The sequence below is a fragment of the Photobacterium sp. genome, from assembly GCF_033720175.1.
Lineage (GTDB): Bacteria > Pseudomonadota > Gammaproteobacteria > Enterobacterales > Vibrionaceae > Photobacterium.
Map to the genome: position 1 here is coordinate 112,261 of NZ_JAWWDA010000007.1, position 25,420 is coordinate 137,680.

The window sequence follows — 25,420 nt, forward strand, 5'->3', positions numbered from 1 at the left end:
TTACCACTTCCAATAGCCCATTTTCTTGCGCACTTTAAGGTTGCGAAAAATATTCGCCGGCTTTTTATCCTGCCAACCCTCAGTCAGCATTTCAGTGACTGCAGCCAAAACACGATGAGCCGACTGGCCATCAAGATAAGGCGTAATACCTGGGCCATAATGTTTAATATGAGTTTGTAATTCTTTACTTGGGGCCAATGCATCACTTATCGCTGACGCAAGGTTTTCTGGCTCAGTAATATTAATAAAACAAGGTTGAACCTCACGGTTATTCACGGTGACAACAGGTTTATTAAGCAACAAGAACTCCTGGAATATCGAGGAGTTATCACAAACCATCACGTCAGCTCGGTGAAGCAGTTCAATCACTTTATCATTATCGAAAAAGGTTAAATTATCACTTTCAAGCTGACGATATTTCTCAACCGTTTGCGGATCCATCTTCGGATGTAAGGTGATTAACCAATGCCAGTCACCTTGCTGGCTTAGCGCCTTAATTTCGTCATATACGGATTCAGCACAGGACAAACTCGGGGTGAATGTCGAGGCAAACAGGATCTGAGGTCTTGAGTATGCTGTCTCTGACTTGAAGTTAAATAAACTATCCAGTTTTAGCCAGCCGGTCTCTTTAACTCTGAAATAGCCTCGCTTTTCAGCTAACGGTTCCAGCATACCAGTTCGTTCATGGCCTTCGGTACAATACAGATCGAACATCCCCCGCTCAGGGTATACATTGCCTCGCTTGCTTTCGTTTAAACCATGAAACACTTCCACTTTCAGGCCGGGAATAAATGACGGCACCCGGTCCCCCGGTACAAAAACAGCGTTGGGGCTATAAGCTACGGCCTCTTTGATGGTGAGAAGCTCTTCTTCATCGTCAGCAAGAAAATCTTTCGACACCTCACCGCCTGCCAGCAACCACTTAACCTGATGGCCAGCAGCAATCGCGACAGCTTGCAGTGGACGCAAAATAGCAAAGGAATAATTTTGTTCGACATAAAATAAAAAACGATATGATGGCGTATCATTCAAGCTATTAGTGGTTTGCTGCATGTATAAAAGTCCCGGTGTAAACAAGCGCCTTGATAAAACAAGCCTAAGTACAAAAGCATGATCTCGTTGAGCGGTAATCATATCAGAAAATGGCTGTTAACCCTTGCATGGTTGTAGCAATAGTAAAACGTCATTAAGACCCTTCGCAACATCATTGCTACCCCTTAAAATGCAGGACTCACTGAAATTTGAATTCCCATATCTAACTCTGAATCTCGCATCTTGGGGTAGTTTGGGTATACTCCGTCAAGAAAACTGTCCGACTGATATCAAGGAACATGCCATGCTCATCCGCTGGTTTTACACCTTATTACTTTCCCTCGCCTCCCCTTTTCTGCTTTATGGCCTGTATAAGAAAAAACCAGGAAAGCCGTCATTCGGCAAGCGCTGGAAAGAGCATTTTGGCTTTACGCCACTGCTTAGCTACCAAAACACTGCCATTCGCCCTATCTGGATCCATGCCGTATCGGTGGGTGAATCTATTGCTGCAATTCCAGTGATTAAAGCCTTGAAAGCGCAAAACCCGGAGCAACCCATCGTCGTCACAACGACAACGAGCACAGGCGCAGAGCAAGTGGCTAAACTGGGCGATCTGGTTGAACACCGCTACATGCCACTTGATTTTTCATGGTGTGTTAAAGGTTTTTTAAAAACGATACACCCTTCTGCAATGCTGATTATGGAAACCGAACTGTGGCCAAATACCCTCGCGACGGTTCACGACTCAGGCGTTCCGATCATGATTATGAACGCCCGCCTGTCCGCCCGCTCAGCGGCTCGCTATCGCCAGTTTCAGCCAATCTTCAATCTTCTCGCCCGCAACATTGACCATGTTTTATGCCTACATCATGATGATGCGGAGCGCTTTAAAGCGTTAGGAATGAAAGAGCAGAATGTCACCGTGACAGGCTCAATAAAGTATGACATCGAGATTTCCGCTTCAATTGAGCAGCAAGCAAGAGATCTTCGCAGCCAGTTAGGTGCGCAGCGGCCGGTATGGGTCGCGGCCAGCACCCACAAGGGGGAAGATGAGCAAGTATTGGAAGCGTTCAGGTTAGTGCTGAAGAAGTACCCGGACAGTTTATTGATTCTCGTGCCGCGTCATCCTGAGCGTTTCAATCAGGTTGAACAGCTGTGTGCGGACACCGGATTTAGCTGTGTGCGCCGCACAGCCAATGCAGAGGTTTCAACCGACACTCAGATCTATTTGGCCGATACGATGGGAGAAATGCTGCTCTTCCAGGGCGCTGCTGATATCACCTTTATGGGCGGCAGTTTGATCGGGGCGGCGGTCGGCGGGCATAACCTGTTAGAACCTGCCGCCTTGGGCAAACCCGCGCTCACCGGGCCAAGCTTTTACAATTTTACCGACATTACTGAGCAGTTATGCTCCGCCGATGCGGTCTGGATCTGTGCCGATGCCCGGGAGCTGGGACAGATGCTAACGCAACTCTTTGCGAGCCCTGAGCAATGCCAGGCCATGGGAGCTGCCGCTTTGAAGGTGGTCAAACAAAATCAGGGCGCAGTGGCCAAAACATTAACCGCTCTCAACCACCAGCTTTCGATTCAGGCCCCGGCGTAACCTTGCAATAGACATTGCCAACAGGTTTGCTGAAACCGGATACCACGCTTACCCTGCTCTTTAACAAAAGAGCGGTGTAAGCGGGCCAGATTCTTCTCTTTCCACTTAGAGCCCGGCTGCTCATAGCACTTATCAAAATCAATCAGCCAAACCTGCTCGTCACCATCCAGCAAAATATTGTGAGCGTTTAGATCGGTATGGCAAACCTGTAAATCATGCATTTTTCGGACTGTCGCCCCGATCTGCCGCCACACAGAGTCGGGAAGGCTGTTTTTTTGCAACAACGCTACCAGATCTCTGGCGTTATCAATCTTCTCGACCAGAATATCGGCACGGTAGGTTAACCCTGAGCGGATCGCCCTCGCCGCAACGGGGCGGGGAACACGCACCCCACCTTGCGCCAGCTTATGCAGCAATAACGTTTCTTCTGCGCAGCGCGTTTTGCTCCAGCCAAGAAACCAATATGAGTCTTCTACCAGCTTACCAAACAGCCCGCCACGGCGATAATGCCGCAGTGCCATCGGTAACGTCTTCCCCTCAACAAACCAAGTTGTGCCCCGGCCTTGTGCCGAACCAATCACTTTTGATCCTTGCTGCCAGAATGCCGGGTCAAAACATTTATCCGGCTCTTCCTGCAACAAATTCGGGTCAAACCAGATGCGCTGGTTAGCAAAACACAATTCTTTCACGGTGAAACTCCTGACAGGTTACGCTTCGTTATTTTACAATCACCGGAGTGAACTGCATAATTCCATCTTCAAATCATTATTGGGTATCAGCAATGGCGCTATTTTCAACTTCGCCGAAATCTTTGTGTATTCTGCGATTATCTGCAATTGGTGATGTCTGCCACGCCATTGCCGTGGTGCAAGCAATCCAAAGCCACTGGCCACAAACAGAGATCACTTGGGTTACCGGGAAAATAGAAGCCCAGCTCATCGGTGACTTACCGGGGATAACCGTCGTCAGCTTTGATAAAAAAGCCGGTCTTGCCGGCATGCAGGCGGTATGGCGTGCATTAAAAGGGCAAAAGTTTGATGCCCTGATCCATATGCAGGCAGCACTGCGAGCAAGTGTACTATCATTGGGCATTAAAGCTAAATACCGCGTCGGATTTAGCCGCAACCGCACCAAAGAAGGACAATGGCTGTTTACTAACAAGCACCTGCCAGAAACCGAAGCCTTCCATGTCCTGGACAACTTCGCGGACTTTGCCCGTTACCTCGGGGTTCCGTTTTCTACGCCAAGCTGGAATATTCCGCTGGCGGAAGCAGACGTCCGGTTTACTCAGCAATACACGGCGGGAAAACAGACCCTGCTGATCTCGCCCGCAGCCAGCAAAGACGAGCGTAACTGGCTCACTGAGCGATATGCTGAAATTGCCGATTACGCTAACAGCAAAGGAATGCAGGTACTGCTATGCGGTTCACCGGCTCCCAGAGAAATAGCGCTGGGTAAAAAAATAGAACAACACTGCCGGCAGCCTGTCGTTAACTTGATTGGCAAGACCAGCTTGAAGCAGTTAACGGCCTTATTAGGGCAAGCTGATGTTGTCTTGGCCCCGGATACCGGTCCTGCTCACCTGGCTACCACCCAGGGAACACCGGTTATTGGCCTGTATGCTCACAGTGATCCGAACCGGACCGGGCCTTACAATAGCCTGGATCACGTGGCGAGCGTGTACGATCAACATGCCGAACAGCAACATGGTAAACCTGTTGCGGCCCTGCCTTGGGGCACTCGAGTAAAGGGCGATGACTTAATGCAAGACATCAGTGTCGAACAAGTCAAGTCCCGACTCGACAATCTGATCTCGCCATCGGTTTAGCACTAAACAAATTATTTTTATTTAACGGAAGATCACCATGACAACACGCGTTATCTACCCGGGTACTTTTGATCCAATTACCAATGGCCATCTTGACTTAATTGAGCGTGCAGCCGCAATGTTTGATCATGTCGTGGTCGGTATTGCAGCCAGTCCCAGTAAGCAACCCCTGTTTGATCTGCAAGAGCGTGTCACGCTCACGCAGGCCATCACCAAGCATTTATCCAACGTTGAAGTTGTTGGTTTTTCTGGTCTGCTGGTTGATTTCGCCAAGGAATCCAATGCTAACATCTTAGTCCGCGGCCTACGCGCGGTCTCTGACTTTGAGTATGAATTCCAGCTGGCGAACATGAATCGCCGTCTGATGCCAGAACTGGAAACCGTCTTTCTTACCCCATCCGAAGAAAACTCTTTTCTCTCTTCAACCATGGTTAAAGAAGTCGCACTGCACAAAGGCGATGTAAGTCAGTTCGTCGCCCCTCAAATTACCGCAGCGCTTAACGCCAAGTTTCATCAAAAGTAACCCTTAATCAATCCGCCAGCAAAAAGGAGGCCGCAGCCTCCTTTTTTGCCGTTCAGGTAATTAGATCATCAACACTGATAAAACGCTCGATACCAGTCAACAAACGCCTTAACGCCTTCTTTCACTTTCACCGCGGGCTGATAACCGGTAGCGTTAAATAAGTCGTCAGTATCGGCATAGGTTGCATACACATCGCCGGGCTGCATTGGCATGAAGTTTTTCTTCGCTTCAATCCCTAACGCCTCTTCCAGTGCTTCAATAAAGTCCATCAGCTTCACCGGGCTGCCATGGCCGATGTTATACACCTTATAAGGTGCCGAGCTGGTTGCAGGCGACCCCGCCTCGACCGTCCAGTCTTTGTTCTGTTCCGGGATCACATCCTGAATACGGATAATGCCTTCAACAATATCATCGATGTAAGTGAAATCACGGCGCATGTCGCCATTGTTATACACATCGATGCCCTGACCTTTGACAATCGCATTGGTAAATTTGAATAAGGCCATATCAGGACGGCCCCAGGGGCCATAGACAGTGAAGAAACGCAATCCGGTGGTCGGAACACCATACAAATGCGAATATGTATGGGCCATCAACTCATTGGATTTCTTCGTTGCGGCATACAATGAAATCGGATGATCCACACTGTCACTGGTATTAAACGGCATCTTTTGGTTGAGGCCGTATACCGAGCTTGAAGACGCATAGACCAGGTGCTTGACGTTATTATGGCGACACCCTTCGAGCACGGCTAAATGGCCGACTAAGTTACTGTCGGCATAGGCCATCGGGTTATCAATCGAGTAACGTACTCCGGCCTGGGCTGCCAGATGAATAACGCGATCAAACTGCTGCTCGGCAAACAAAGCCGCCATGCCGTCACGATCGGCTAAATCGAGCTCGATAAAGGTGAATCTTTCATGAGCCACACGTTCAAGACGCGCATGCTTGAGCGAGACATCGTAGTAATCATTCAGGTTATCGATACCAATGACGTCATGGCCCTGGTCGCAAAGGCGTTCCGTTACCGCACTACCAATAAAACCTGCTGCACCTGTTACGAGATATTTCATACTTTGCCTGTTTTTTATCGCCGTTCACCTCATCGCTATGTCATCGACAGCAAAGAGACGAACAGCGGCATTTGTCTTTAAATCACGGGACGAATACTGTCGCCGCGGCCAATCGCGTAATAATTGAAACCGCGCTCTTGCATTAATGCCGGCTCAAATAAGTTACGCCCGTCAACAATCACTTTTTCTTTTAACGTCGTCGCAATAAAATCAAAATCAGGGGCACGGAAATTCGTCCACTCGGTACAGATCACCAGCGCGTCGGCGCCTTGCAATGCCGCTTCTTTGGTCCCCATGAGCAACAGATCGTCACGATTACCATAAATACGCTGACACTCTTCCATCGCTTCGGGATCAAAGGCCTGAACCTTGGCTCCCGCCTGCCACAGTGACTCCATTAATACCCGGCTGGACGCCTCACGCATATCATCGGTATTGGGTTTAAAGGAAAGTCCCCAAACCGCAATCGTTTTGTCTTTAAGATCAGAGTTAAAGTGGTGGTCCAGATTCGCCATTAGCTTATCTTTCTGACGATAGTTGACACGTTCTACCGCCTCCAGCAATTCAGAACGGTAGCCAATTCCCTGAGACGTGCGCACCAATGCCTGCACATCTTTCGGGAAGCACGAACCTCCGTAACCACACCCCGGATAAATAAAGTGATAGCCAATGCGGGGATCAGAACCGATCCCCTTGCGCACCTGCTCAATATCCGCTCCCAGCTTTTCTGCCAGGTTCGACATTTCGTTCATAAACGAGATCTTGGTCGCCAACATGCAGTTTGCGGCATACTTGGTCAGTTCGGCAGAGCGAACATCCATAAAGATGATCTTGTCATGGTTGCGATTAAAAGGCGCATACAACTCGCGCATCAGCTTTCTAACCCGCTCTGAATCCGTACCAATGACAATACGATCAGGCCTGCGACAATCTGCAACGGCCGCGCCTTCCTTTAAAAATTCAGGGTTTGAGGCCACATCAAACTCAATCTCAGCCCCACGCTCTGCAAGCGCTTTTGCCATATGATCTTGTACTTTGTCGGCGGTACCGACCGGGACTGTCGATTTATCGATGATCACTTTGTAATCATCCATATACTGGGCAATCGTGCCTGCAACCGCTAGCACATATTGCAGATCGGCAGAGCCATCTTCATCTGGCGGTGTACCGACAGCTATAAACTGCATTTGACCATGTTTGACGCCCAGCTCAGCATCGGTGGTGAAGGTGATCCGGCCTGATTCGTAGTTTTCTTTGACCAGCGGTGTCAGACCCGGCTCATAGATAGGAATAATACCCTGTTTCAGGTTCTCAACCTTATTCTGATCCACATCGACACACACCACCTCATGGCCAACTTCCGCCAGAACGGCAGCCTGAACTAGGCCAACATACCCAATACCAAAAACTGTAACTTTCATGCTCTGTTCCCAAAATAATTAAAGCGGTTTTGCACCAACTCCGCTAATGGCGAGTATACGGCGCTGACACCATGAAGATAACGCTGATTCGCTCTCTTCATACTATCTTGAATTCTATTTTTGACAGTGACTACAATACACCGTAGCACGCTGGCCAATTTTCATGTCACTCAATATGTTGTCGCATCGCGGGCAAGGCTCGCCGCCTTTGCCGTAGACTTGTAATTCTTGGGCAAAATAGCCCGGCTTGCCGTCCGCATTTTTAAAGTCTTTTAAGGTGGTCCCGCCCTGCTTGATGGCAAACGCCAACACGGCTTTGATTTCAGCCACCAAGATTGCCATACGTTGCGACGAGATATTGCCGGCCGCACGCTTCGGATGAATACCCGCGCTGAACAGTGATTCATTGGCATAGATATTACCCACCCCGACCACAATCTGATTATCCATAATCAATTGCTTGACCGCGGTGCGCTTACCTTTCGCCCGCTCAAGCAGGTACTCGGCAGTAAATCCATCACTCAATGGCTCCGGTCCCAGCTTACTGAGTACCGGATGCTGTCGCTCCGGCTGCTCCCATAACCAGGCACCGAAACGGCGTGGATCGTTATAACGCAGCACTTCACCATTTGAGAGAACCAGATCTACGTGATCATGTTTTCCTGCTGGTAGGGATGCCGGTAAAATCCGTAAACTGCCTGACATACCTAAATGAATAATCGCGTATCCCGCATCTGTCTGTAGCAACAGATACTTCGCCCGGCGGCTGATACTGCGGATCACCTGCCCCTCAATCTGCTGAATATCTTCAGGGATCGGCCAGCGTAAACGTGAATTCCGAATAACAATTTTTGTCACCATCTGGCCTACCACATGAGGCGTGATCCCCATCCGGCTAACTTCTACTTCAGGTAATTCAGGCATAGAGATCCTCGTACTGCCTTCTGTCAGTTAGGAAATAAATAAGTCTCATCGACAGAAATTGCCAGCCATCGTCCTTCCCAGCCTTGCAACAACCAGAACTGGGGCAAGTGGTACACAGTCACACGTACCGGCTCTTCTGTCATCGTCAGCCAAATTTCGACGGTACGCGGCGCTGCTAACTGAGGTTTTAACTGCGTTATGGTCTCGTTATCGACGGCAGTACCCGCAATAGCTTGCCAGCGATTGACAACAGCCGGCAGATCCGACTGCATAGACGGCTCAGCGGCCCACTGACCACCTTGTAACATAAGCTGATAGTCTGGCAGCACCAACTGAGTGATCACCGCCTGTTCGGGCAGCAAGCGCCGCAGAGCCGCTGAAGGCGTCGTCGATGAAGACGATGATGCATTTGAAAAACGCTCTTTTATCAGCTCAGGAAGCTGCACCATTGCAATAAAACCAACAACGGCAGCAATGATTACATTATTCCATCCGCGGCGTGATAGTTTCATTCAGGCACTCCTTGGCCCCAGTAATATCATAAGCTTGAATCATAACATTATAGCAATTGTATAAAAGTAGAGATAAAAAGGAAGGGAGCGGGGAATTTCAGATATAAAAAAACCCAGTCTAAACTGGGTTTTTATCAAAGAATTTCAAATCAATTACTTGATTTTAGCTTCTTTGTACATAACGTGCTGGCGAACTACTGGATCAAATTTCTTGATCTCAAATTTGCCTGGCATGTTACGTTTGTTCTTATCGGTAGTGTAGAAGTGTCCTGTACCAGCAGATGATACTAGGCGGATCTTCTCACGAATGCCTTTAGCCATTTTTTAAACTCTCTCTTTAAACGTTCTCGCCGCGAACACGCATCTCTGCAAGAACGATATCAATACCTTTCTTGTCGATGATACGCATACCTTTCGCAGAAAGACGCAGTTTAACGAAGCGTTTTTCGCCTTCTACCCAGAAACGATGAGTTTGCAGGTTCGGCAGAAAACGACGCTTGGTGGCATTACGTGCGTGTGAACGGTTGTTACCCGTTACAGGACGCTTGCCAGTTACTTGGCATACTCGGGACATTGCTGTCTTCTCCAAATCGTTTCAGCTCGATATCTACCGTGGTTAATTCAATGTGAAAACGCGTTTTCACATATAACCACAGCTATCAAAGGTCGCGCATTATACTAAGTCAAAACCAGTTGCTCAAGTCCCGAGCGATCCTTTCTCATCTTTTTCCGCAAATTTAGCTTAATTTATAGCCAACCTCGCTCTGCGAAAGAGACAATCTCTCCATCACCGACAACAAAATGATCCAGGACACGAATATCGACTAAACCTAGCGCATCGCTGATTCTTCGAGTAATTCGACGGTCTGCCTGACTAGGTTCAGCTACGCCTGATGGGTGATTATGCGCTAAAATGAGTGCGGCTGCATTAAATTCTAACGATCTTTTTACCACTTCCCTTGGATACACAGACGCAGAATCAATCGTTCCTTCGAATAAAACCTCGCCGGAAATGACCCGATGCTGGTTATCAAGAAACAAAACAAAGAAGGCTTCGCGATGCCGATCTCGCAATAACTGGCTTAAATAGTGCCTAGTCTGTTGCGGGCTAGTCAGCGCATCACCTTTCGTCAGCGTCTCTTCCAAATGACGGTGACTCATTTCTAATACCGCCTGCAGCTGAGCGTATTTTGCCGGGCCCAGCCCCTTGTGACAGCAAAACGCTTTTTTATCGGCGGCTAATAAGGCCCGAAGTGAGCCAAACTCGTTAAGCAGGTAAGTCGCCAGCTCGATCGCATTCATCCCTGGCATACCGGTACGTAAGAAAATGGCGAGCAGCTCGGCATCTGATAAGGCCCTGGCTCCCCGAGATAATAGCTTTTCCCGCGGTCGAGATTCAGCTGGCAGTAGCTTTAGTGACATAAACACCTCTTCGGCAATCGCCTCAGAAGATGTGTTTTCATGATCAAATTCAACTTGCGCATTCTGTTGTGGGAAAATCCTCGCAGTTTATTGTCACGCTTACATTGCACTTGCCCCCAATCTACGATCTTGCCCGCTCATTGGTTCTTAAAATACCGGGGGTCTTGGCAAGCCCATTTTCAGAACCTTCTCTAACGATGAATCAGCCCTCCTTTAATGTTATCTTGTGCTGCAGTATTGGGTAAGCTTGCCTTTCATCATTGCAACCGAAAGATAAACAGACCCTGGTTTTAAGCAAAGCTTTTTGGTTTAGATACATTTTGATTTGGGTAAAACAATGCAAACACTGGCAGGAAAAAAAATACTTCTGGGTATCAGTGGCGGAATTGCCGCTTATAAGTGCGCAGAGCTGACGCGTCGCCTGATTGAGCGTGGTGCCGAAGTACGCGTCGTCATGACTAAAGCGGCACAAGAGTTTATCACGCCGCTGACCATGCAGGCCGTTTCCGGCAAACCGGTTTCCGATAGTTTGTTCGATCCCGCGGCAGAAGCGTCAATGGGACATATCGAGCTGGCAAAGTGGGCAGATCTAGTGCTCTTGGCACCCGCTACTGCAGACTTAATGGCGCGGATCAGTGCCGGTATGGGTAATGATTTATTAACCACCCTATGCCTTGCGACAGATTCTCCGGTCGCCGTTGCGCCCGCGATGAATCAGCAGATGTACGGCAACATCGCCACCCAGGAGAATATTGCCACCTTAAAACGCCGGGGGTTCTATCTCTGGGGACCCGCCAGTGGCGAGCAAGCCTGTGGTGATGTTGGCCCGGGTCGCATGCTGGAACCCATGCAATTAGTCCATCTGGCTGAAGATTTTTTCCAGCCCGCCGATTTAGCTGGCCTGAAAATTGCCATTACCGCAGGCCCGACCCGCGAGGCGATTGATCCGGTCCGTTACCTGACCAACCACAGCTCGGGAAAAATGGGGTATGCCATTGCCGCCGCCGCCGCTCAGCGCGGCGCTCAGGTCACTCTGATCAGCGGCCCGGTTAATCTGGCCACACCTGCCGGTGTCACCCGTATTGATATCAACAGTGCCGAACAAATGCATCAGACGGCAGTCAAGCACGCCGTTGAGCATGATATTTTCATCTCTTGCGCTGCCGTTGCCGACTTCCGCCCAGCAGAGGTTGCCGAGCAGAAGATGAAGAAGCAATCAGATAGCAATGAAATGGTACTGCGGTTAGTCAAGAATCCGGATATTGTGGCCAGCATCGCCGCACTGGCGCACCAGCGGCCCTTTACCGTCGGGTTTGCGGCTGAAACCCAGGATGTGGAACAATACGCCCGCGACAAATTAATCCGTAAAAATTTAGATTTAATCTGCGCCAATGATGTCGCCCGACAGGGCCAGGGCTTTAACAGTGACAGCAATGCACTGCACCTGTACTGGCCTGCTGGCGACAAGGCCCTGCCACTGAGCTCAAAAAGTGAACTGGGACAACAACTGATAACAGAAATCACTGCGCTGTATAAAGAGAAAAAGCATGAAAAAAATTGATCTGAAAATCCTCGACCCACGTGTCGGTAACGAATTCCCTCTGCCAGCCTATGCGACCGAAGGCTCTGCAGGCCTGGATCTGCGTGCTTGCCTGGATGAAGCGCTGGTTGTCGAACCGGGACAGACCCATCTAGTGCCAACCGGCCTGGCAATCCACATTGCCGACCAGAGCCTGGCTGCAACCATTCTGCCGCGTTCAGGTCTGGGCCATAAGCACGGTATCGTACTGGGCAACCTGGTTGGGCTGATCGACTCAGACTATCAGGGCCAACTTATGGTCTCGGTATGGAACCGAGGCCACAGCACATTTACCATCGAAGCTGGCGACCGTATTGCCCAATTGGTTTTCGTCCCTGTGGTACAGGCTGAATTTAATATTGTCTCAGACTTCGATTGCAGCGAACGCGGCGAAGGCGGCTTTGGCCATTCAGGCCGCAGCTAGCAAACCAGATCAGGGCAAAAAAGCATTCATAAAGTGTTTAGCGATTAAGCGATTGATATCAAATATAAAGCGCAACCCTACAGGTTGCGCTTTTTTTGTCGATAAAGAGATCACTATCTGCAGCTTGCGCTTTTCACAACGCAGCAGCATCGCTAAGATAGACGGGTTTCACGATGTTCTAAGACAGTATCATTCGAAAAGGAACGGTTACTCATGGCTGGCAACAAAAAAAACAATCGTCGCGAAGAGATCCTGCAAGCCCTAGCGCAAATGCTGGAATCGACCCAAGGCAGCCAACGCATTACAACAGCAAAACTGGCGGCACAAGTCGGCGTATCTGAAGCCGCGCTGTATCGACATTTTCCAAGTAAAGCTCGCATGTTTGAAGGCTTGATTGAGTTTATTGAAGATTCCATCACGACCCGCATAAACCGTATCCTGGATGAAGAAAAAGATACCATGAACCGCTTGCGCATGATGCTGCAGCTCATTCTGGTCTTTGCGGAACGCAATCCGGGACTGACCCGCATTATGACCGGCCATGCCCTGATGTTTGAGCAAGACCGCCTGCAATCGCGGATCAACCAGTTATTCGAGCGGATTGAAACCCAGATACGTCAGGTCCTGCGCGAACGAAAACTGCGTGAAGGAAAAGGCTTTCCGGTCGATGAGATCATTCTAGCCGCTCAGCTGCTAGGTCAGGTTGAAGGCAGCCTGAACCGCTATGTTCGCTCCAGCTTCAAATACAAGCCAACCGAAAACTTTGACGACTACTGGCAACTGCTTAGTGCGCAGTTGGGGTAAGGACAGGGGCGAGAGCCTAGGCGCGAGTTTCGGGTTTCAGCAAAAAAGCGACAGGTGAATACCTCTCGCTTTTTTTTCGCCACTCGAACCTCATTACCTGAAACTTCTTATTCCCTAGGATTTCAGGGCCATCGTAGCGCTCTTCCCGCTTTTATACCCCGTATTCAGCACGGTAGGCTTTCACTGCGGCTAGGTGGGCATCCATCCCCTCTTGCTCAGACAAGTAGGTAACTACGTCGCCCAGAGACACAATCGAAATCACCGCGCAGCCGAAATCGCGTTCCACTTCCTGAATCGCAGACAATTCGCCTGTGCCTTTTTCCTGACGGTCAATCGCCACTAACACACCGGCCAGATCCGCACCGTTGGCCTTAATGATTTCCATCGACTCACGAATTGCCGTCCCGGCCGTGATCACATCATCAACCAGCATAATGCGCCCTTCCAGCGGGCTACCGACCAGGTTGCCACCTTCACCGTGGTTCTTCGCTTCTTTACGGTTGAAGCAATATGGTGTGTCGACATCGTGGTGATCCGCCAGCGCAACGGCCGTGGTCGTCGCAATTGGGATCCCCTTGTACGCAGGGCCGAACAGCACATCATAATCGATACCCGCATCCACCAAGGCTTCTGCGTAAAAACGGCCAAGGCGTGCTAAATCACGGCCGGTATTGAACAGACCCGCATTGAAAAAATACGGACTCCGGCGGCCAGACTTCAGAGTAAACTCACCAAACTTCAATACCCCTTTTTCCAGGGCAAATTCGATGAACTGACGCTGATATGCTTTCATGGTATCTCCTTAACATTGCTATATAGGTATTTCGATTTACGCGCTAACTTTATCGGATTCATTGATTCGACAAATTTTAGACAAAAAAAAGCGACTCAATCGAGCCGCTCAATAATTAGCTTGCCAATGCCGTTTTCTGCATCGTGATAATGTCGGCAATGCCGTCTTTCGCCAGGGCGAGCATGGCCAGCAACTCTTCGTGGCTGAAGGCTTCTCCTTCTGCCGTCCCTTGGATCTCGATCATCTTGCCTTCTTCGGTCATGACCACATTCATGTCGGTTTCTGCCGCTGCGTCTTCAAGATACTCAAGATCGCAAATAGCTTCGCCGTTATAGATACCGACAGAAACAGCAGCCACCATGCCTTTTAACGGGCTTTTTTTCAGGCTGCCTTTTTCAATCATGTAATTGATCGCATCAACCAGCGCAACCATTGCACCGGTAATAGAAGCCGTACGCGTGCCGCCATCAGCCTGGATAACATCACAGTCTACCGTGATCATCTGCTCACCCAGCGCTTCCAGATCAACCGCCGCACGCAGGCTACGGGCAATCAGACGCTGGATTTCCATGGTGCGACCGCCCTGCTTACCACTGGATGCTTCACGGCGGTTACGGGTATGAGTTGCTCGTGGCAGCATGCCGTATTCTGCAGTAACCCAACCTTGGCCTTTGCCTTTTAACCAGCGAGGTACATTTTCTTCCACACTTGCGGTACAGATCACTTTGGTATCGCCGAATTCGACTAATACTGAACCTTCAGCATGTGCTGTGAAGTTACGGGTGATCGTAATTGGACGTACTTGACTGGTGCTTCTTCCGCTTGGACGCATCGACGCTTTACCTTTCGCAGGGCTACATTGACCGGCGATTATAGCTACATCCGAGTTCGAAGTGTAGAGCGATATAGCCAAACCGCCCCAAGAGACTGGATCACGCAGTAGAAGTTGCTCGGTAATATAGAGACATAGTCAGGATTTTAGAAGCTACGGCCTGTTGATTTCTTTTATAATCAATGGTGGGTATAATCCGTGCTATCTGGTAACTACACACCTATTCTTTCTGTTACGCTTCCTGCTGCATGTCAGTAAGCTTAATAAGTAGTTATATTCCACCTTATAAAAAGGCCAATAGCCAATGATCCATAGCATGACCGCCTATGCCCGCCGCGAAGTAAAAGGCGACTGGGGCACTGCCATTTGGGAAATCCGCTCTGTTAATCAACGTTATCTGGAAACGTATTTACGTATGCCTGAGCAATTCCGTAGTTTAGAACCGGTATTGCGCGAGCGCTTTCGCCAGCGTCTGGCCCGCGGTAAAGTTGAATGTAACTTGCGTTACGAAGCCAATCAGGCTGCAACCAGTGAACTCTCCATCAATGAAGATTTGGCTAAACAGGTCATCAATGCCGCCAAATGGGTAAAAGAGACGGCAGGCGAAGGCAATATTGGTCCTTTCCAGGTACTGAACTGGCCTGGCGTGATGGAAGCACCGGAGCAAGATCTGGATGCCATCAATAAAGATCTGCTAGCGGGTTTTGATGCGGCCATTACCGACTTCATCGCTGCACGTGCCAGTGAAGGCGAAAACATGAAAGAGCTGATCGTGCAGCGTCTTGACGCTATCTCGCTTGAAGCCGGAAAAGTGCGCCAACGGATGCCTGAAATCATTAACTGGCAGCGCGAACGTCTGACGACCCGCTTTGAAGACGCAAAAGTTGAACTGGATCCTAGCCGCATTGAGCAAGAGCTGGTTATGATGGCACAAAAAAGTGATGTCGCAGAAGAGCTGGACCGCCTCGATTCTCACGTTAAAGAGACTCAGAAGATCATGAAGAAAGGGGGCGCGTGTGGCCGCCGTCTGGATTTCATGATGCAGGAATTTAACCGTGAAGCGAACACCCTGGCTTCAAAGTCGATCAGCACCGACATCACCGCATCGGCGGTTGAGCTGAAAGTACTGATTGAGCAGATGCGAGAGCAGATCCAGAATATTGAATAAGGTTCACTTCGTCTCATAAAGATGCTGACACGCTGAACAACAAATTTTTTGATTGTTTAAGTTTCAATATATTGTCGCAAACCGAAGTGGTGGATTATGATCGTCATCAGAATCCATCACTTCCAGCATTATGTCGCTAAACTCGCCAGCCGTTATTTTCCTCCTGATATGATACTTCAATCCATCCATGACTCTCTTTCTGCAAGCTGAATTACCGTGAAATTGAAGAGAGATTGGCAGAGCGGTGGCCTAACGGATAGAAGTTAGGAACATACATTTTCCGTTAACTAATTTAAAGCTAGGACTTATGGGCGGGCTGGTTTAGTAAAACCATTAAACTTTTACCATAATAGGCAAGTTGTGCACTACATGATACATCCATTTTTTTAAATAAATTACTACGATGTATTTCAGTTGTTCTCAGTGAGATATGTAATTTATCTGCAATGATTTTATTAGGAACACCTTGGATAATTAATGGTATTAAACTTTTTTCCCTTGGCGTCAACGTGTTAAACTTATTGATGATGTTTTGTTCTTCTAAATTAGATGATTTCTTAATATTACACTTACCATAGACCTCTAAAATACTCTCGATCAACTCCTCCGCATTAATGGGTTTTTGTAATAAATCATAAGCATTTAATTTAAAAGCCTGTTTGGTTAGATTAACATCAGCATGACCGGTTAAAAAAATAACACCTAATTGAGTGTTTATTTTATTTAATTGACGAAGTAATGTGATCCCATCCATTTCTGGCATATTAATATCTAATATAGCGACACCATGCTTAATAGGATTGACTTCAGATAAAAAACAAGCAGGCGATGAAAAAGAGAAAATGTTAGCGCCTTCATTTTCAAGCAACCATGTTAATGCATCTAATATGTTTTTTTCATCATCAACTAAATAAATATCAATTCCATCTAACATGAGTTACTCTCCACATACTTAGGTAATTTTATTTCAATTAATGCTCCCTGCGGTTGATAGACTGCATGGATCTGACCATTATGTTCATTAATGATCTTTTTACAGATAACCATTCCTAATCCAATACCATTTTTTTTAGTGCTATTAAATGGCATAAACAGTTTTTTTATCTGCTGCTCTGTTAATCCAAAACCATTATCTAGTATATGAACAATAATATATTGACTGCTTTGTGAAGTGATTACATTGATCTTCTTATGGTCATGTTCCATCATAGAAAACGAATCTATTGCATTTTTTAAAATATTTGTTATTACTTGAGTTAATAATACATTATCACCGAAAACATAACTTTCGCAACTATAACGGTGGTCAATAGCGATAGCTTTTCTCGTTGCCTCATTATTGAATAGTTTTAATGACTGTTCAATAATTTCATTAATATCTACTTTCTTTCGATTATCGTCATTAACAGACATAAAGCCACGCATTCTCTGAATGATCTCTTTGGCATTATTTGTTTGATTCTCTATTTGTAATAACACTTGGCTCAGTTTATTAGCATCTAACGCGTTACTGTCGAGCTGCCGTCTACAACCTGAAGCATAAATAGAGATTGTTGTTAAAGGCTGGGTTATCTCATGAGCTAATCCAGAAGCCATTTCACCGGCCAATAATACTCTTTGTGCTTGAAAAAGTTGATGGGTCTCCTGCTCTAATTTAAGGCTAGTCTGCTGGTGTTTCAATGACTCATCCTGCAACTGTTTTGTTCGTTGATAGACTTTTCTTTCGATAGTTAAATGATAAATAAAAAAAAGTAATAAACTTAAAGTGATGGCGATGATCCATTTATCATATTTTTGCCAATAGATTGTAATCCAAAAAGGCGAGATATCTACTTTCAATGCATTAACGAGAGAGTAGACACTTGAGTCATCGACTGGTGCACTCCATGATTTATACTCTCCTGCCTTAGCTATAGGGTTATCTTGCTGGATACTTAGCAGCAATTTAACCGTAATATTTGATATCTTGCTTGGTACTGTATGGCTAACGGATAAGCCAATATTAGGGTACAGTTTTGAAGAACTCACGCATGAAAAATCATCCTGAGTTTTTAATATATATTTAGCCGAAACTGCCAGTGCATTCTTATTTTCTTTTGCTTGTTCTTTCTCTAACAGACAGGTAGGGATAATACCGAAGTCGGCCTTGTTTTTAGCGACCATCTCGATAACATTACTTTGCGGTATACCAACAAAAGAGACATTATTCAATACCACATGAGTGCCACTATCATATAGATCTTTCATCATAATTTGAAACCCACCAAAAGCAGCGGGTGATGATGAGATGATTCGGCTTCTCTCCAGCATTTTCCAATCATTAATCATAGCACGGTCTTTTTTACCAATAATGACCGAACCGATTGCATGTTGACTATCTCCAGTCAATGGAGAAAGGTTTAATACTTTACTGTATCTGTATTGATGTTTTATTTTTAAAAATTGAACACCATTACTAATAATAAAATCAACAATGTTTTTTTTTGCCAACTCAGTAATAGTTACAATATCTGCTAATATCAATGAGTAATGTAACTCCGTACTATGGCTATTTAGGTAGTCTATCGTAGGCTGCCATCGTTGTAGAGAGACTTCATTACTATCAAAGTTTAATACTGCAATTCGTACTTGTTTTTTGGCATAGACAGGGAAAGAACAAAGAGCAAAAAGAGCAATGAGTAGGAAAATAGTGAGATGATTTTTTACTTCATTTATCATAATGAACCTATAGCCGAGATTCCACAGCTAATTTTAAACGAAGATAGCTACATTTCATTGCAAACAGTCAAACTTGCGAAGTTTAAAATAGTTAATTTTAATTACCGTACAAGTTGGGAATTCATGTTGCCACAGCCGGATACTGATATCATAATTCGCATTAGCATTCTACATTTTCTTCGATAGCCTATCTCAAACCCTAAGATAGCTCACAAAACCAAACGTCAGAATCAGCTGAGGAATAGCTAATACAGTCTATCTGTTTTACCGGAAAATAATTTTTATATTATTTTAAGTCCACTTTTCTATCTTGATTTAGATCAAGGTTATATTCGGACTGCGGTTTACCACTATACCGCTCTCAGCATGGGGTGAATATCTTATGATGCATGATTTTACTACTAGTGATTAGGTAATTAGGTATGAGTGGCTTAGATAATAAACGAAGGGATTTTATAAAAAAAAGCTTAGGTATGGCATCGCTTATACCACTATCGTCCGCGGTGTTATCGACAACGGCATTTGCAGCAACTGATCCTGACACCATTCAATGGGATGAGGAGATGGATGTATTGGTTGTCGGCAGTGGTTTAAGTGGACTGGCTGCGGCAATCAGCGCTGCAGATATTGATGCTACCGCTAAAATAGTTGTCGCCGATAAGATGTCTCGCTTAGGTGGTTCTTCATTGATATCTGGCCTTAATATGGCTGTTGTCGGATCTCAAATGCAAAAAGACATTGGTGTAACGGATGATAACTGGGAGCTGTTATATCAAGATATTGAAAAAGAAGCACGTGGTTATAATCACCCTGAATTAACAAAAGTTTTGGCCCAAAACACTTTAAATCTATATAACTTTTTAACCGACCATGGCGTTGAATATGATATGTCTATCGGTGGTGGAACTGGCATTAAGAAGCTCGGTGGACATAACCGTGCTCGTGCCGTATGGCCAAAGCATGGTGGAACTGGGGTCATTAAAAACCTATTAAAGTACTGCGATAACAACCTAGCTAATGTTGAAATTCGCAAAAAAGTATTAATTACCGATATTCTTCGTAACAATGAAGGACGTGTCATTGGCGTAAAAGTACGTGAGGGGTATTGGTTTAATCGTAATACCGACGATATGGGTAATAATGATAAGACATCATTTAATAATACCGGTGATGTTAAATATTATAAAGTGAAGCGTGGGTTGGTAATGAGTAGTGGTGGTTTCAACCAAGACCGTCAATTCCGTGCTGGTGAAATTCCTGTCATGTATAATGCCGCAGCAACAACCCAACCAGGAGCGACGGCGAGTGGCATTAAGCCGATGATTAACGCGGGTTATAAACCTGCCCATATGACGCTGTTCCGCTTTGCTTTCCCAATTCCAACAGAAGATATTTTATGGGGTGTGCTATTAAACCCTCGTACTTGTGAACGTTTTGTTGATGAGTTTAACCATAATGATCGTCAAGCTATTGGTATGGCAATCTTAAGCGAAAGAGCAAAGATTGATAATGAAAATGCCGTATTAATTTACGATCAAAAAGGCATTGATAACTATCACGATAAGCAACGGCTAACATTATCTTTAGAAGGTAAAAACGGCACGGGTGGCGACATTTGGAAATTTGAAACCCTTGAAGAGCTAGCTTCTTATTTCAAAATGGATATTTCAAAACTGAAATTATCATTACAGAAATATAATGAGAATATGGCCAAAGATCAGGATGAGTTCGGTAAACCTAAAAGTATTATGTCGACATCTACATCGCTTGATACAGCACCTTATTATGCTATGCAGTTAAATCCTCGTTATAACTATTCACAAGGTGGGGCTTTAATTACACCAAAAGCACAGGCAATTGATATTACAACAGATGAGCCAATTCCGGGTGCATTTGTTTGTGGTGAGGCTGCAGCAGGCACCTTTGGTTATATTCGCCTAACGGCTTGTTCATCATTGGATTGTGGTATTTTTGGTATGATTGCAGGTCAAAATGTAATCAAAGAGATCCCTTGGGCTTAGGACTGAATATGTTTAAAAAACTCCTTATATTATTTGCGATGGTAAGTTGTTTTTCAGTTTATGCCGAAGCTGATAAATCAACAGAGTCATCTGACCCACTCTTTTCATCAACAGAGTTGGTAAAAGCTTATTCCACTAAGCAAGTGGCATCAAAAGAAGATTTTGGATTAAAATCCCATCATGAAAAACTGCAGTTGGAGTGCTCTGATTGTCATGTTAATTCAGACAAAGGTGAGTATAAACGTTTAGAGACAAACGACTGCCTACAGTGCCATAACTCAACAGAGACCGTGGCAAAACGTACCCAATTTATGGATGCCAACCATACTAATCCACATAATTCACTTCATGATGGCTTGGATCTTGATTGTTATGAGTGTCATGCAGAACATAAGCCATCACAGAACTTATGCTCATTCTGCCACAACACCACAACATGGATGGGACAGGTGCCTTAGGGATTAATCATGAAAAAATATAAATTAATAATAATATTGATCGTTCTTGGTGGGATCCTAGGATTAGGGGCTTCACTGATCACAGCAGAAGTGGTCAAGCATACCAGTGGTGAAGAGTTTTGTGGTAGCTGCCATTCGATGGAACCGATGGCAAAAACCTTCAAACTTGATATTCATGGTGGGCAGAATGAGCATGGATTCGTTGCAGAATGTGTGGATTGTCACTTACCCCACGATTCAGTTTTCAATTATATGGTCGCTAAAACAGCCCATGGTATTAATGATGTCTTCAAAGAGACCTTTACCGATACCAGTAAAATTGACTGGTTAAGTCGACGCAAAAATCGTGAAGAGTTTGTGTATGACGATGGTTGCTTAGAGTGTCATCGACAACTATTAGATAAGACAACCGCTGCTAATCCTAAGTCTCTCGTTTTGCATGCTAAATATAAAACGCTAAAAGAGACAGAAGAGCCTCTATATTGTGTTTCATGCCACGTGACAATTGGCCATGATGGACAATTAAGAAGCGAATTAAATAAAACCAGCCCTGAATATACTTTTGGTGTTGAGCAATAGCAGATGCCAACGAACAAAGAAGCCTCCAAATAAGGAGGCTTCTTTGTAATAAGAGAAGGGCATCGTCATGCTAAGACCATTGGTGGATTTTCGAAAGCCTGCGGAGTTCGCGGTACGAGCCGATCGCGGGAGGACTCATTAAGCCTTTCCAGGACTTAAAAGCACCAATAGGCTCACCAGATAGTTCGTCAGCGTAACAGGTGAAATAATCGCTCAACCCTGTTAACAGGAAAAACATAAGCAACTGAAAAATAAATAAATAAAAATGACATCTATATTCATACCCAGAACATCAAACTACCAATAGCCATCATACTCACTCTCTTAACCGTGAATAAGACAGGCTGATACAATACCTTTTTTATTATTGCTGATAACTTTGAAATTAAAGTAAAAGCCAGCCAAGCTTAAGCTGTTAGGTATATGTCGTCGGCTAATATCGTATTGACGACAAAAAAGATGAAATTTCAAGCAATCAGCTAATTTCAATTCTGCGCAGTTCGTGATAATCTGCGCGCCCTTCTAGCACTGAGTGAAAACAGGCAATGAGCAAAGGTACTCTATACATCGTGTCGGCCCCGAGTGGCGCTGGTAAATCAAGTTTGATTAATGCACTCCTTGAAACTAACCCGACCTATGACATGAAAGTATCCGTCTCCCACACCACACGCGGTATGCGCCCAGGTGAGGAACATGGTGTTCATTACAATTTCATCAGCGTTGAAGAATTTACTGATCTGGCAAATAAAGGTTTATTCCTTGAACATGCAGAAGTATTTGGCAATCACTACGGTACGTCTCGTCTCTGGATCGAAGATCAGCTTAATAAAGGTATTGATGTCTTCTTAGATATCGATTGGCAGGGCGCGCGACAAATTCGCAAGCAGATGCCAGCCGCGAAAAGCCTCTTCATTCTGCCTCCTTCAAAAGAGGAGCTGGAACGCCGCCTTAACACTCGCGGTCAGGACAGCGAAGCGGTAATTGCACGCCGCATGCAAGAAGCGCGTTCAGAAATTTCGCACTATAACGAATACGATTATGTGATTGTTAACGATGATTTCGATGCCGCGCTGATGGACTTTAAGTCCATTATCCGTGCAGAACGATTGAAGCAAGACAAGCAAACTGCTAAATATAACAGTATGCTGAATAGCCTACTGGCAGAACAGTAAGTATTTTTGTACAATTTTTACTCTTTTTATATAACCACTGGAGCCCTCCATGGCACGCGTAACCGTTCAAGACGCAGTTGATAAAATTGGCAACCGTTTCGATCTGATCCAAGTAGCTTCTCGCCGCGCTCGTCAAATGCAAACTGGCGGTAAGGATCCACTGGTTCCGGAAGAAAACGACAAGTATACAGTGATTGCCCTTCGCGAAATCGAAGAAGGCCTGATCACTAAAAACATTCTCGATGCTCGTGAGCGTCAGGAAGTTCAAGAGCAAGAAGCAGCAGAGCTAGCCGCTGTTAGCGCTATTGCAGGCGACCACCGTTAATTCAGGGAACCGGGCGAATTGTATCTTTTTGATAGCCTGAAAGAAGTCGCAATTGATTACCTGCCAGAGTCTCAGATAGAGGCTCTTCGGCAGGCGTATCTCGTTGCGCGTGATGCTCACGAAGGGCAAACCCGCTCAAGTGGCGAACCCTACATTATCCATCCGATAGCCGTCGCCCGTATTCTTGCCGAAATGCGCCTCGACTACGAGACGTTAATGGCAGCCCTGCTCCATGACGTTATTGAAGATACTGAAGTCACCAAGGACGATCTCGACAGCCGCTTTGGCTCGACCGTCGCGGAACTGGTTGACGGGGTATCGAAGCTGGATAAGCTGAAGTTCCGCGATCGTAAAGAAGCGCAGGCTGAAAACTTCCGCAAAATGATCATGGCCATGGCCCATGATATTCGCGTTATTCTGATCAAGCTGGCTGACCGCACGCACAACATGCGTACCTTAGGTGCCCTGCGTCCGGACAAACGCCGCCGTATTGCCCGTGAAACCCTAGAGATCTTCTCTCCCCTTGCCCACCGCCTAGGTATCCATAATATTAAAACCGAACTCGAAGAGTTAGGTTTTGAAGCACTTTATCCTAATCGCTACCGGGTATTGAAAGAAGTCGTTGCTTCTGCACGGGGCAACCGCAAAGAAATGATTAACAAGATCCACGCTGAAATCGAGGGACGTCTCATTGACGCGGGGATCGAAGGCAAAGTCTTAGGCCGCGAGAAAAACCTGTATTCCATCTATAACAAGATGAAAAACAAAGAACAGCGTTTCCATACGATTATGGACATCTACGCTTTTCGGATCTTAGTGAAAGATTTGGACACCAGTTATCGCGTATTGGGCCAGGTCCATAACCTGTACAAACCTCGCCCGAGCCGGATGAAAGACTATATTGCCATTCCGAAGGCCAATGGCTACCAGTCACTGCATACCTCCTTAGTCGGCCCTCACGGGGTGCCGGTTGAAGTCCAGATCCGTACTGAAGATATGGATCAGATGGCGGATAAAGGAGTGGCGGCTCACTGGGCGTATAAAGACGGTGAAAATCCCGGCACCACCGCCCAGGTTAAAGCCCAGCGCTGGATGCAAAGCTTGCTGGAATTGCAGCAAAGTGCCGGCAGCTCCTTTGAATTCATTGAAAATGTTAAATCCGATCTGTTCCCGGATGAAATTTACGTCTTTACCCCGAAAGGGCGCATTGTGGAGCTCCCCGTCGGTGCCACAGCCGTCGATTTTGCGTATGCGGTACATACCGATGTAGGCAATGCCTGTGTCGGTGCGCGCGTTGATCGCCAACCGTACCCGCTGAGTAAGCCGCTAAAAAACGGTCAGACTATCGATATTATCAGTGCCCCCGGTGCTCGTCCGAATGCTGCATGGCTGAACTATGTGGTGACCTCTCGTGCCCGTACCAAGATCCGCCAGGTACTGAAAACCATGCGTCGAACAGAGTCAGTGACTTTAGGTCGTCGCCTGCTCAACCATGCCCTTGGTGAGCTCAGTATTGATCAAGTCGCCCCTGATACAATGGCTAAGTTGCTGGCAGATCAACGCCTCGCGAGTATTGATGACTTATTAGCCGATATCGGTTTAGGCGAGTTAATGAGCGTGGTCGTTGCCCGCCGTTTGCTCGATAATAACAGTGACATCAGCCGAACCAACGAAACCGGCAGACGGATGGCCATTCGTGGTGCTGATGGTATTTTGCTGACCTTTGCCAATTGCTGCCATCCCATCCATGGTGATCCGATCATGGCTCACGTCAGCCCGGGTAAAGGCTTGGTTATTCATCGCGAAGAGTGCGCGAATATCCGAGGTTATCAGCGCGAACCTGATAAGTACATGCCAGCTGAATGGAGCGAAGAATTCGATCAAGAATTCATCACCGTTTTAAAAGTCGACATGCAAAACCATCAGGGTGCACTGGCCGCGTTAACCAATACTATTGCTGCAACCGGCTCCAACATTCAAGGCCTTGCGACCGAAGAAAAAGATGGTCGCCTGTACACTGTAAAGGTACGCCTGACCACCAAGGGGCGTATTCATTTAGCCAACATCATGCGCCGTATTCGTGTGATGCCGAATGTGGTTCGCGTATCACGCCAGAAAAATTAACGTCCGGGAGCGAGTTTCTAGCGAAACTCGCCTCTAGAAACTGAACAACTCAACCCTCGCCCTTCAAACAAAACACTAGACTGCT

At 46.4% G+C, this 25,420-nt stretch carries 26 protein-coding genes; 13 read left to right on the top strand and 13 right to left on the bottom strand.

What is annotated here, in order from left to right:
- Positions 1 to 1,053, bottom strand: a complete 1,053-nt coding sequence (locus R3289_RS09975; RefSeq protein WP_318925357.1) for a CDP-glycerol glycerophosphotransferase family protein — start codon at positions 1,051 to 1,053, stop codon at positions 1 to 3.
- 283 nt (positions 1,054 to 1,336) lie between these two features.
- Here R3289_RS09975 and waaA point away from each other — a divergent pair, with 283 nt between their 5' ends.
- Entirely contained in the window at positions 1,337 to 2,635 is a 1,299-nt protein-coding gene (gene waaA, locus R3289_RS09980; RefSeq protein WP_318925358.1) for a lipid IV(A) 3-deoxy-D-manno-octulosonic acid transferase, read from the top strand.
- Here the strand turns inward: waaA and R3289_RS09985 are convergent.
- Positions 2,620 to 3,324, bottom strand: a complete 705-nt coding sequence (locus tag R3289_RS09985) for a 3-deoxy-D-manno-octulosonic acid kinase (protein WP_318925359.1) — start codon at positions 3,322 to 3,324, stop codon at positions 2,620 to 2,622. The genes waaA and R3289_RS09985 overlap by 16 nt on opposite strands.
- 92 nt (positions 3,325 to 3,416) lie before the next feature.
- Here R3289_RS09985 and R3289_RS09990 point away from each other — a divergent pair, with 92 nt between their 5' ends.
- Positions 3,417 to 4,463: a glycosyltransferase family 9 protein gene (locus R3289_RS09990; RefSeq protein WP_318925360.1), complete on the top strand. Its 1,047-nt coding sequence runs from the start codon at positions 3,417 to 3,419 to the stop codon at positions 4,461 to 4,463.
- Between the two features lie 37 nt (positions 4,464 to 4,500).
- The gene (gene coaD / locus R3289_RS09995; protein WP_318925361.1) at positions 4,501 to 4,986 is read left to right on the top strand and encodes a pantetheine-phosphate adenylyltransferase; all 486 of its coding nucleotides are present in this window, start codon (positions 4,501 to 4,503) and stop codon (positions 4,984 to 4,986) included.
- 68 nt (positions 4,987 to 5,054) lie between these two features.
- On the opposite strand, the gene R3289_RS10000 is transcribed toward coaD, so the two are convergent.
- The 7 genes from R3289_RS10000 to radC all read right to left on the bottom strand — a co-directional run bounded on the left by R3289_RS10000 (position 5,055) and on the right by radC (position 10,338).
- Complete coding sequence (locus R3289_RS10000; RefSeq protein ID WP_318925362.1) at positions 5,055 to 6,059, bottom strand: NAD-dependent epimerase; 1,005 nt, start codon at positions 6,057 to 6,059, stop codon at positions 5,055 to 5,057.
- Between the two features lie 77 nt (positions 6,060 to 6,136).
- Positions 6,137 to 7,480 carry a UDP-glucose/GDP-mannose dehydrogenase family protein gene (locus R3289_RS10005; protein WP_318925363.1) on the bottom strand — a complete coding sequence of 448 codons (1,344 nt, stop codon included), beginning with the start codon at positions 7,478 to 7,480 and terminating at the stop codon, positions 6,137 to 6,139.
- A 114-nt stretch (positions 7,481 to 7,594) separates the two neighbouring features.
- Positions 7,595 to 8,404 carry a bifunctional DNA-formamidopyrimidine glycosylase/DNA-(apurinic or apyrimidinic site) lyase gene (mutM, locus tag R3289_RS10010; RefSeq protein ID WP_318925364.1) on the bottom strand — a complete coding sequence of 270 codons (810 nt, stop codon included), beginning with the start codon at positions 8,402 to 8,404 and terminating at the stop codon, positions 7,595 to 7,597.
- 23 nt (positions 8,405 to 8,427) lie between these two features.
- Positions 8,428 to 8,916 carry a hypothetical protein gene (locus R3289_RS10015; RefSeq protein ID WP_318925365.1) on the bottom strand — a complete coding sequence of 163 codons (489 nt, stop codon included), beginning with the start codon at positions 8,914 to 8,916 and terminating at the stop codon, positions 8,428 to 8,430.
- Positions 8,917 to 9,069: 153 nt separating this feature from the next.
- Positions 9,070 to 9,237 carry a 50S ribosomal protein L33 gene (gene rpmG / locus R3289_RS10020; protein WP_002535344.1) on the bottom strand — a complete coding sequence of 56 codons (168 nt, stop codon included), beginning with the start codon at positions 9,235 to 9,237 and terminating at the stop codon, positions 9,070 to 9,072.
- Between the two features lie 16 nt (positions 9,238 to 9,253).
- Positions 9,254 to 9,490 carry a 50S ribosomal protein L28 gene (gene rpmB, locus R3289_RS10025; protein ID WP_107283510.1) on the bottom strand — a complete coding sequence of 79 codons (237 nt, stop codon included), beginning with the start codon at positions 9,488 to 9,490 and terminating at the stop codon, positions 9,254 to 9,256.
- Positions 9,491 to 9,663: 173 nt separating this feature from the next.
- Entirely contained in the window at positions 9,664 to 10,338 is a 675-nt protein-coding gene (gene radC / locus R3289_RS10030) for a RadC family protein (RefSeq protein WP_318925366.1), read from the bottom strand.
- Positions 10,339 to 10,675: 337 nt separating this feature from the next.
- Between radC and coaBC the strand changes: the two genes are divergently transcribed.
- From coaBC to slmA, 3 genes are all read left to right on the top strand, one after another.
- On the top strand, positions 10,676 to 11,899 hold the full coding sequence (gene coaBC, locus R3289_RS10035; protein ID WP_318925367.1) for a bifunctional phosphopantothenoylcysteine decarboxylase/phosphopantothenate--cysteine ligase CoaBC: 1,224 nt from the start codon (positions 10,676 to 10,678) through the stop codon (positions 11,897 to 11,899).
- Positions 11,886 to 12,341, top strand: a complete 456-nt coding sequence (dut, locus tag R3289_RS10040; RefSeq protein WP_318925368.1) for a dUTP diphosphatase — start codon at positions 11,886 to 11,888, stop codon at positions 12,339 to 12,341. Before coaBC ends, dut begins: the two co-directional genes overlap by 14 nt.
- A gap of 213 nt (positions 12,342 to 12,554) precedes the next feature.
- On the top strand, positions 12,555 to 13,145 hold the full coding sequence (slmA, locus tag R3289_RS10045) for a nucleoid occlusion factor SlmA (protein ID WP_318925369.1): 591 nt from the start codon (positions 12,555 to 12,557) through the stop codon (positions 13,143 to 13,145).
- Positions 13,146 to 13,296: 151 nt separating this feature from the next.
- Here slmA and pyrE read toward each other — a convergent pair whose 3' ends face one another.
- Together pyrE and rph are read right to left on the bottom strand one after the other, a co-directional pair.
- On the bottom strand, positions 13,297 to 13,938 hold the full coding sequence (gene pyrE, locus R3289_RS10050; RefSeq protein ID WP_318925370.1) for an orotate phosphoribosyltransferase: 642 nt from the start codon (positions 13,936 to 13,938) through the stop codon (positions 13,297 to 13,299).
- A gap of 115 nt (positions 13,939 to 14,053) precedes the next feature.
- Positions 14,054 to 14,770, bottom strand: a complete 717-nt coding sequence (rph, locus tag R3289_RS10055; protein WP_318925371.1) for a ribonuclease PH — start codon at positions 14,768 to 14,770, stop codon at positions 14,054 to 14,056.
- Positions 14,771 to 15,074: 304 nt separating this feature from the next.
- On the opposite strand from rph, the gene R3289_RS10060 reads away from it, so the two are divergent.
- Positions 15,075 to 15,938 carry a YicC/YloC family endoribonuclease gene (locus R3289_RS10060; RefSeq protein ID WP_318925372.1) on the top strand — a complete coding sequence of 288 codons (864 nt, stop codon included), beginning with the start codon at positions 15,075 to 15,077 and terminating at the stop codon, positions 15,936 to 15,938.
- Between the two features lie 298 nt (positions 15,939 to 16,236).
- Here R3289_RS10060 and R3289_RS10065 read toward each other — a convergent pair whose 3' ends face one another.
- Positions 16,237 to 16,872, bottom strand: a complete 636-nt coding sequence (locus tag R3289_RS10065) for a response regulator transcription factor (RefSeq protein ID WP_318925373.1) — start codon at positions 16,870 to 16,872, stop codon at positions 16,237 to 16,239.
- Entirely contained in the window at positions 16,866 to 18,656 is a 1,791-nt protein-coding gene (locus R3289_RS10070; protein WP_318925374.1) for an ATP-binding protein, read from the bottom strand. The genes R3289_RS10065 and R3289_RS10070 overlap by 7 nt, the downstream gene beginning before the upstream one ends.
- A 422-nt stretch (positions 18,657 to 19,078) precedes the next feature.
- Between R3289_RS10070 and R3289_RS10075 the strand changes: the two genes are divergently transcribed.
- The 6 genes from R3289_RS10075 (at position 19,079) to spoT (ending at position 25,335) form a co-directional block, all read left to right on the top strand.
- On the top strand, positions 19,079 to 20,677 hold the full coding sequence (locus R3289_RS10075; protein ID WP_318925375.1) for an FAD-binding protein: 1,599 nt from the start codon (positions 19,079 to 19,081) through the stop codon (positions 20,675 to 20,677).
- Positions 20,678 to 20,685: 8 nt separating this feature from the next.
- Positions 20,686 to 21,135 carry a cytochrome c3 family protein gene (locus tag R3289_RS10080; protein ID WP_318925376.1) on the top strand — a complete coding sequence of 150 codons (450 nt, stop codon included), beginning with the start codon at positions 20,686 to 20,688 and terminating at the stop codon, positions 21,133 to 21,135.
- Between the two features lie 9 nt (positions 21,136 to 21,144).
- Positions 21,145 to 21,714: a cytochrome c3 family protein gene (locus R3289_RS10085; protein WP_318925377.1), complete on the top strand. Its 570-nt coding sequence runs from the start codon at positions 21,145 to 21,147 to the stop codon at positions 21,712 to 21,714.
- A gap of 545 nt (positions 21,715 to 22,259) precedes the next feature.
- Complete coding sequence (gene gmk / locus R3289_RS10090; RefSeq protein ID WP_318925378.1) at positions 22,260 to 22,886, top strand: guanylate kinase; 627 nt, start codon at positions 22,260 to 22,262, stop codon at positions 22,884 to 22,886.
- A 49-nt stretch (positions 22,887 to 22,935) separates the two neighbouring features.
- Positions 22,936 to 23,211, top strand: coding sequence for a DNA-directed RNA polymerase subunit omega (rpoZ, locus tag R3289_RS10095; RefSeq protein ID WP_107283518.1), 276 nt, complete (start codon positions 22,936 to 22,938; stop codon positions 23,209 to 23,211).
- A gap of 18 nt (positions 23,212 to 23,229) precedes the next feature.
- Positions 23,230 to 25,335 (top strand): bifunctional GTP diphosphokinase/guanosine-3',5'-bis pyrophosphate 3'-pyrophosphohydrolase, encoded by a 2,106-nt coding sequence (spoT, locus tag R3289_RS10100; protein WP_318925379.1) that lies wholly within the window; start codon positions 23,230 to 23,232, stop codon positions 25,333 to 25,335.
- Positions 25,336 to 25,420: the final 85 nt, after the last annotated feature.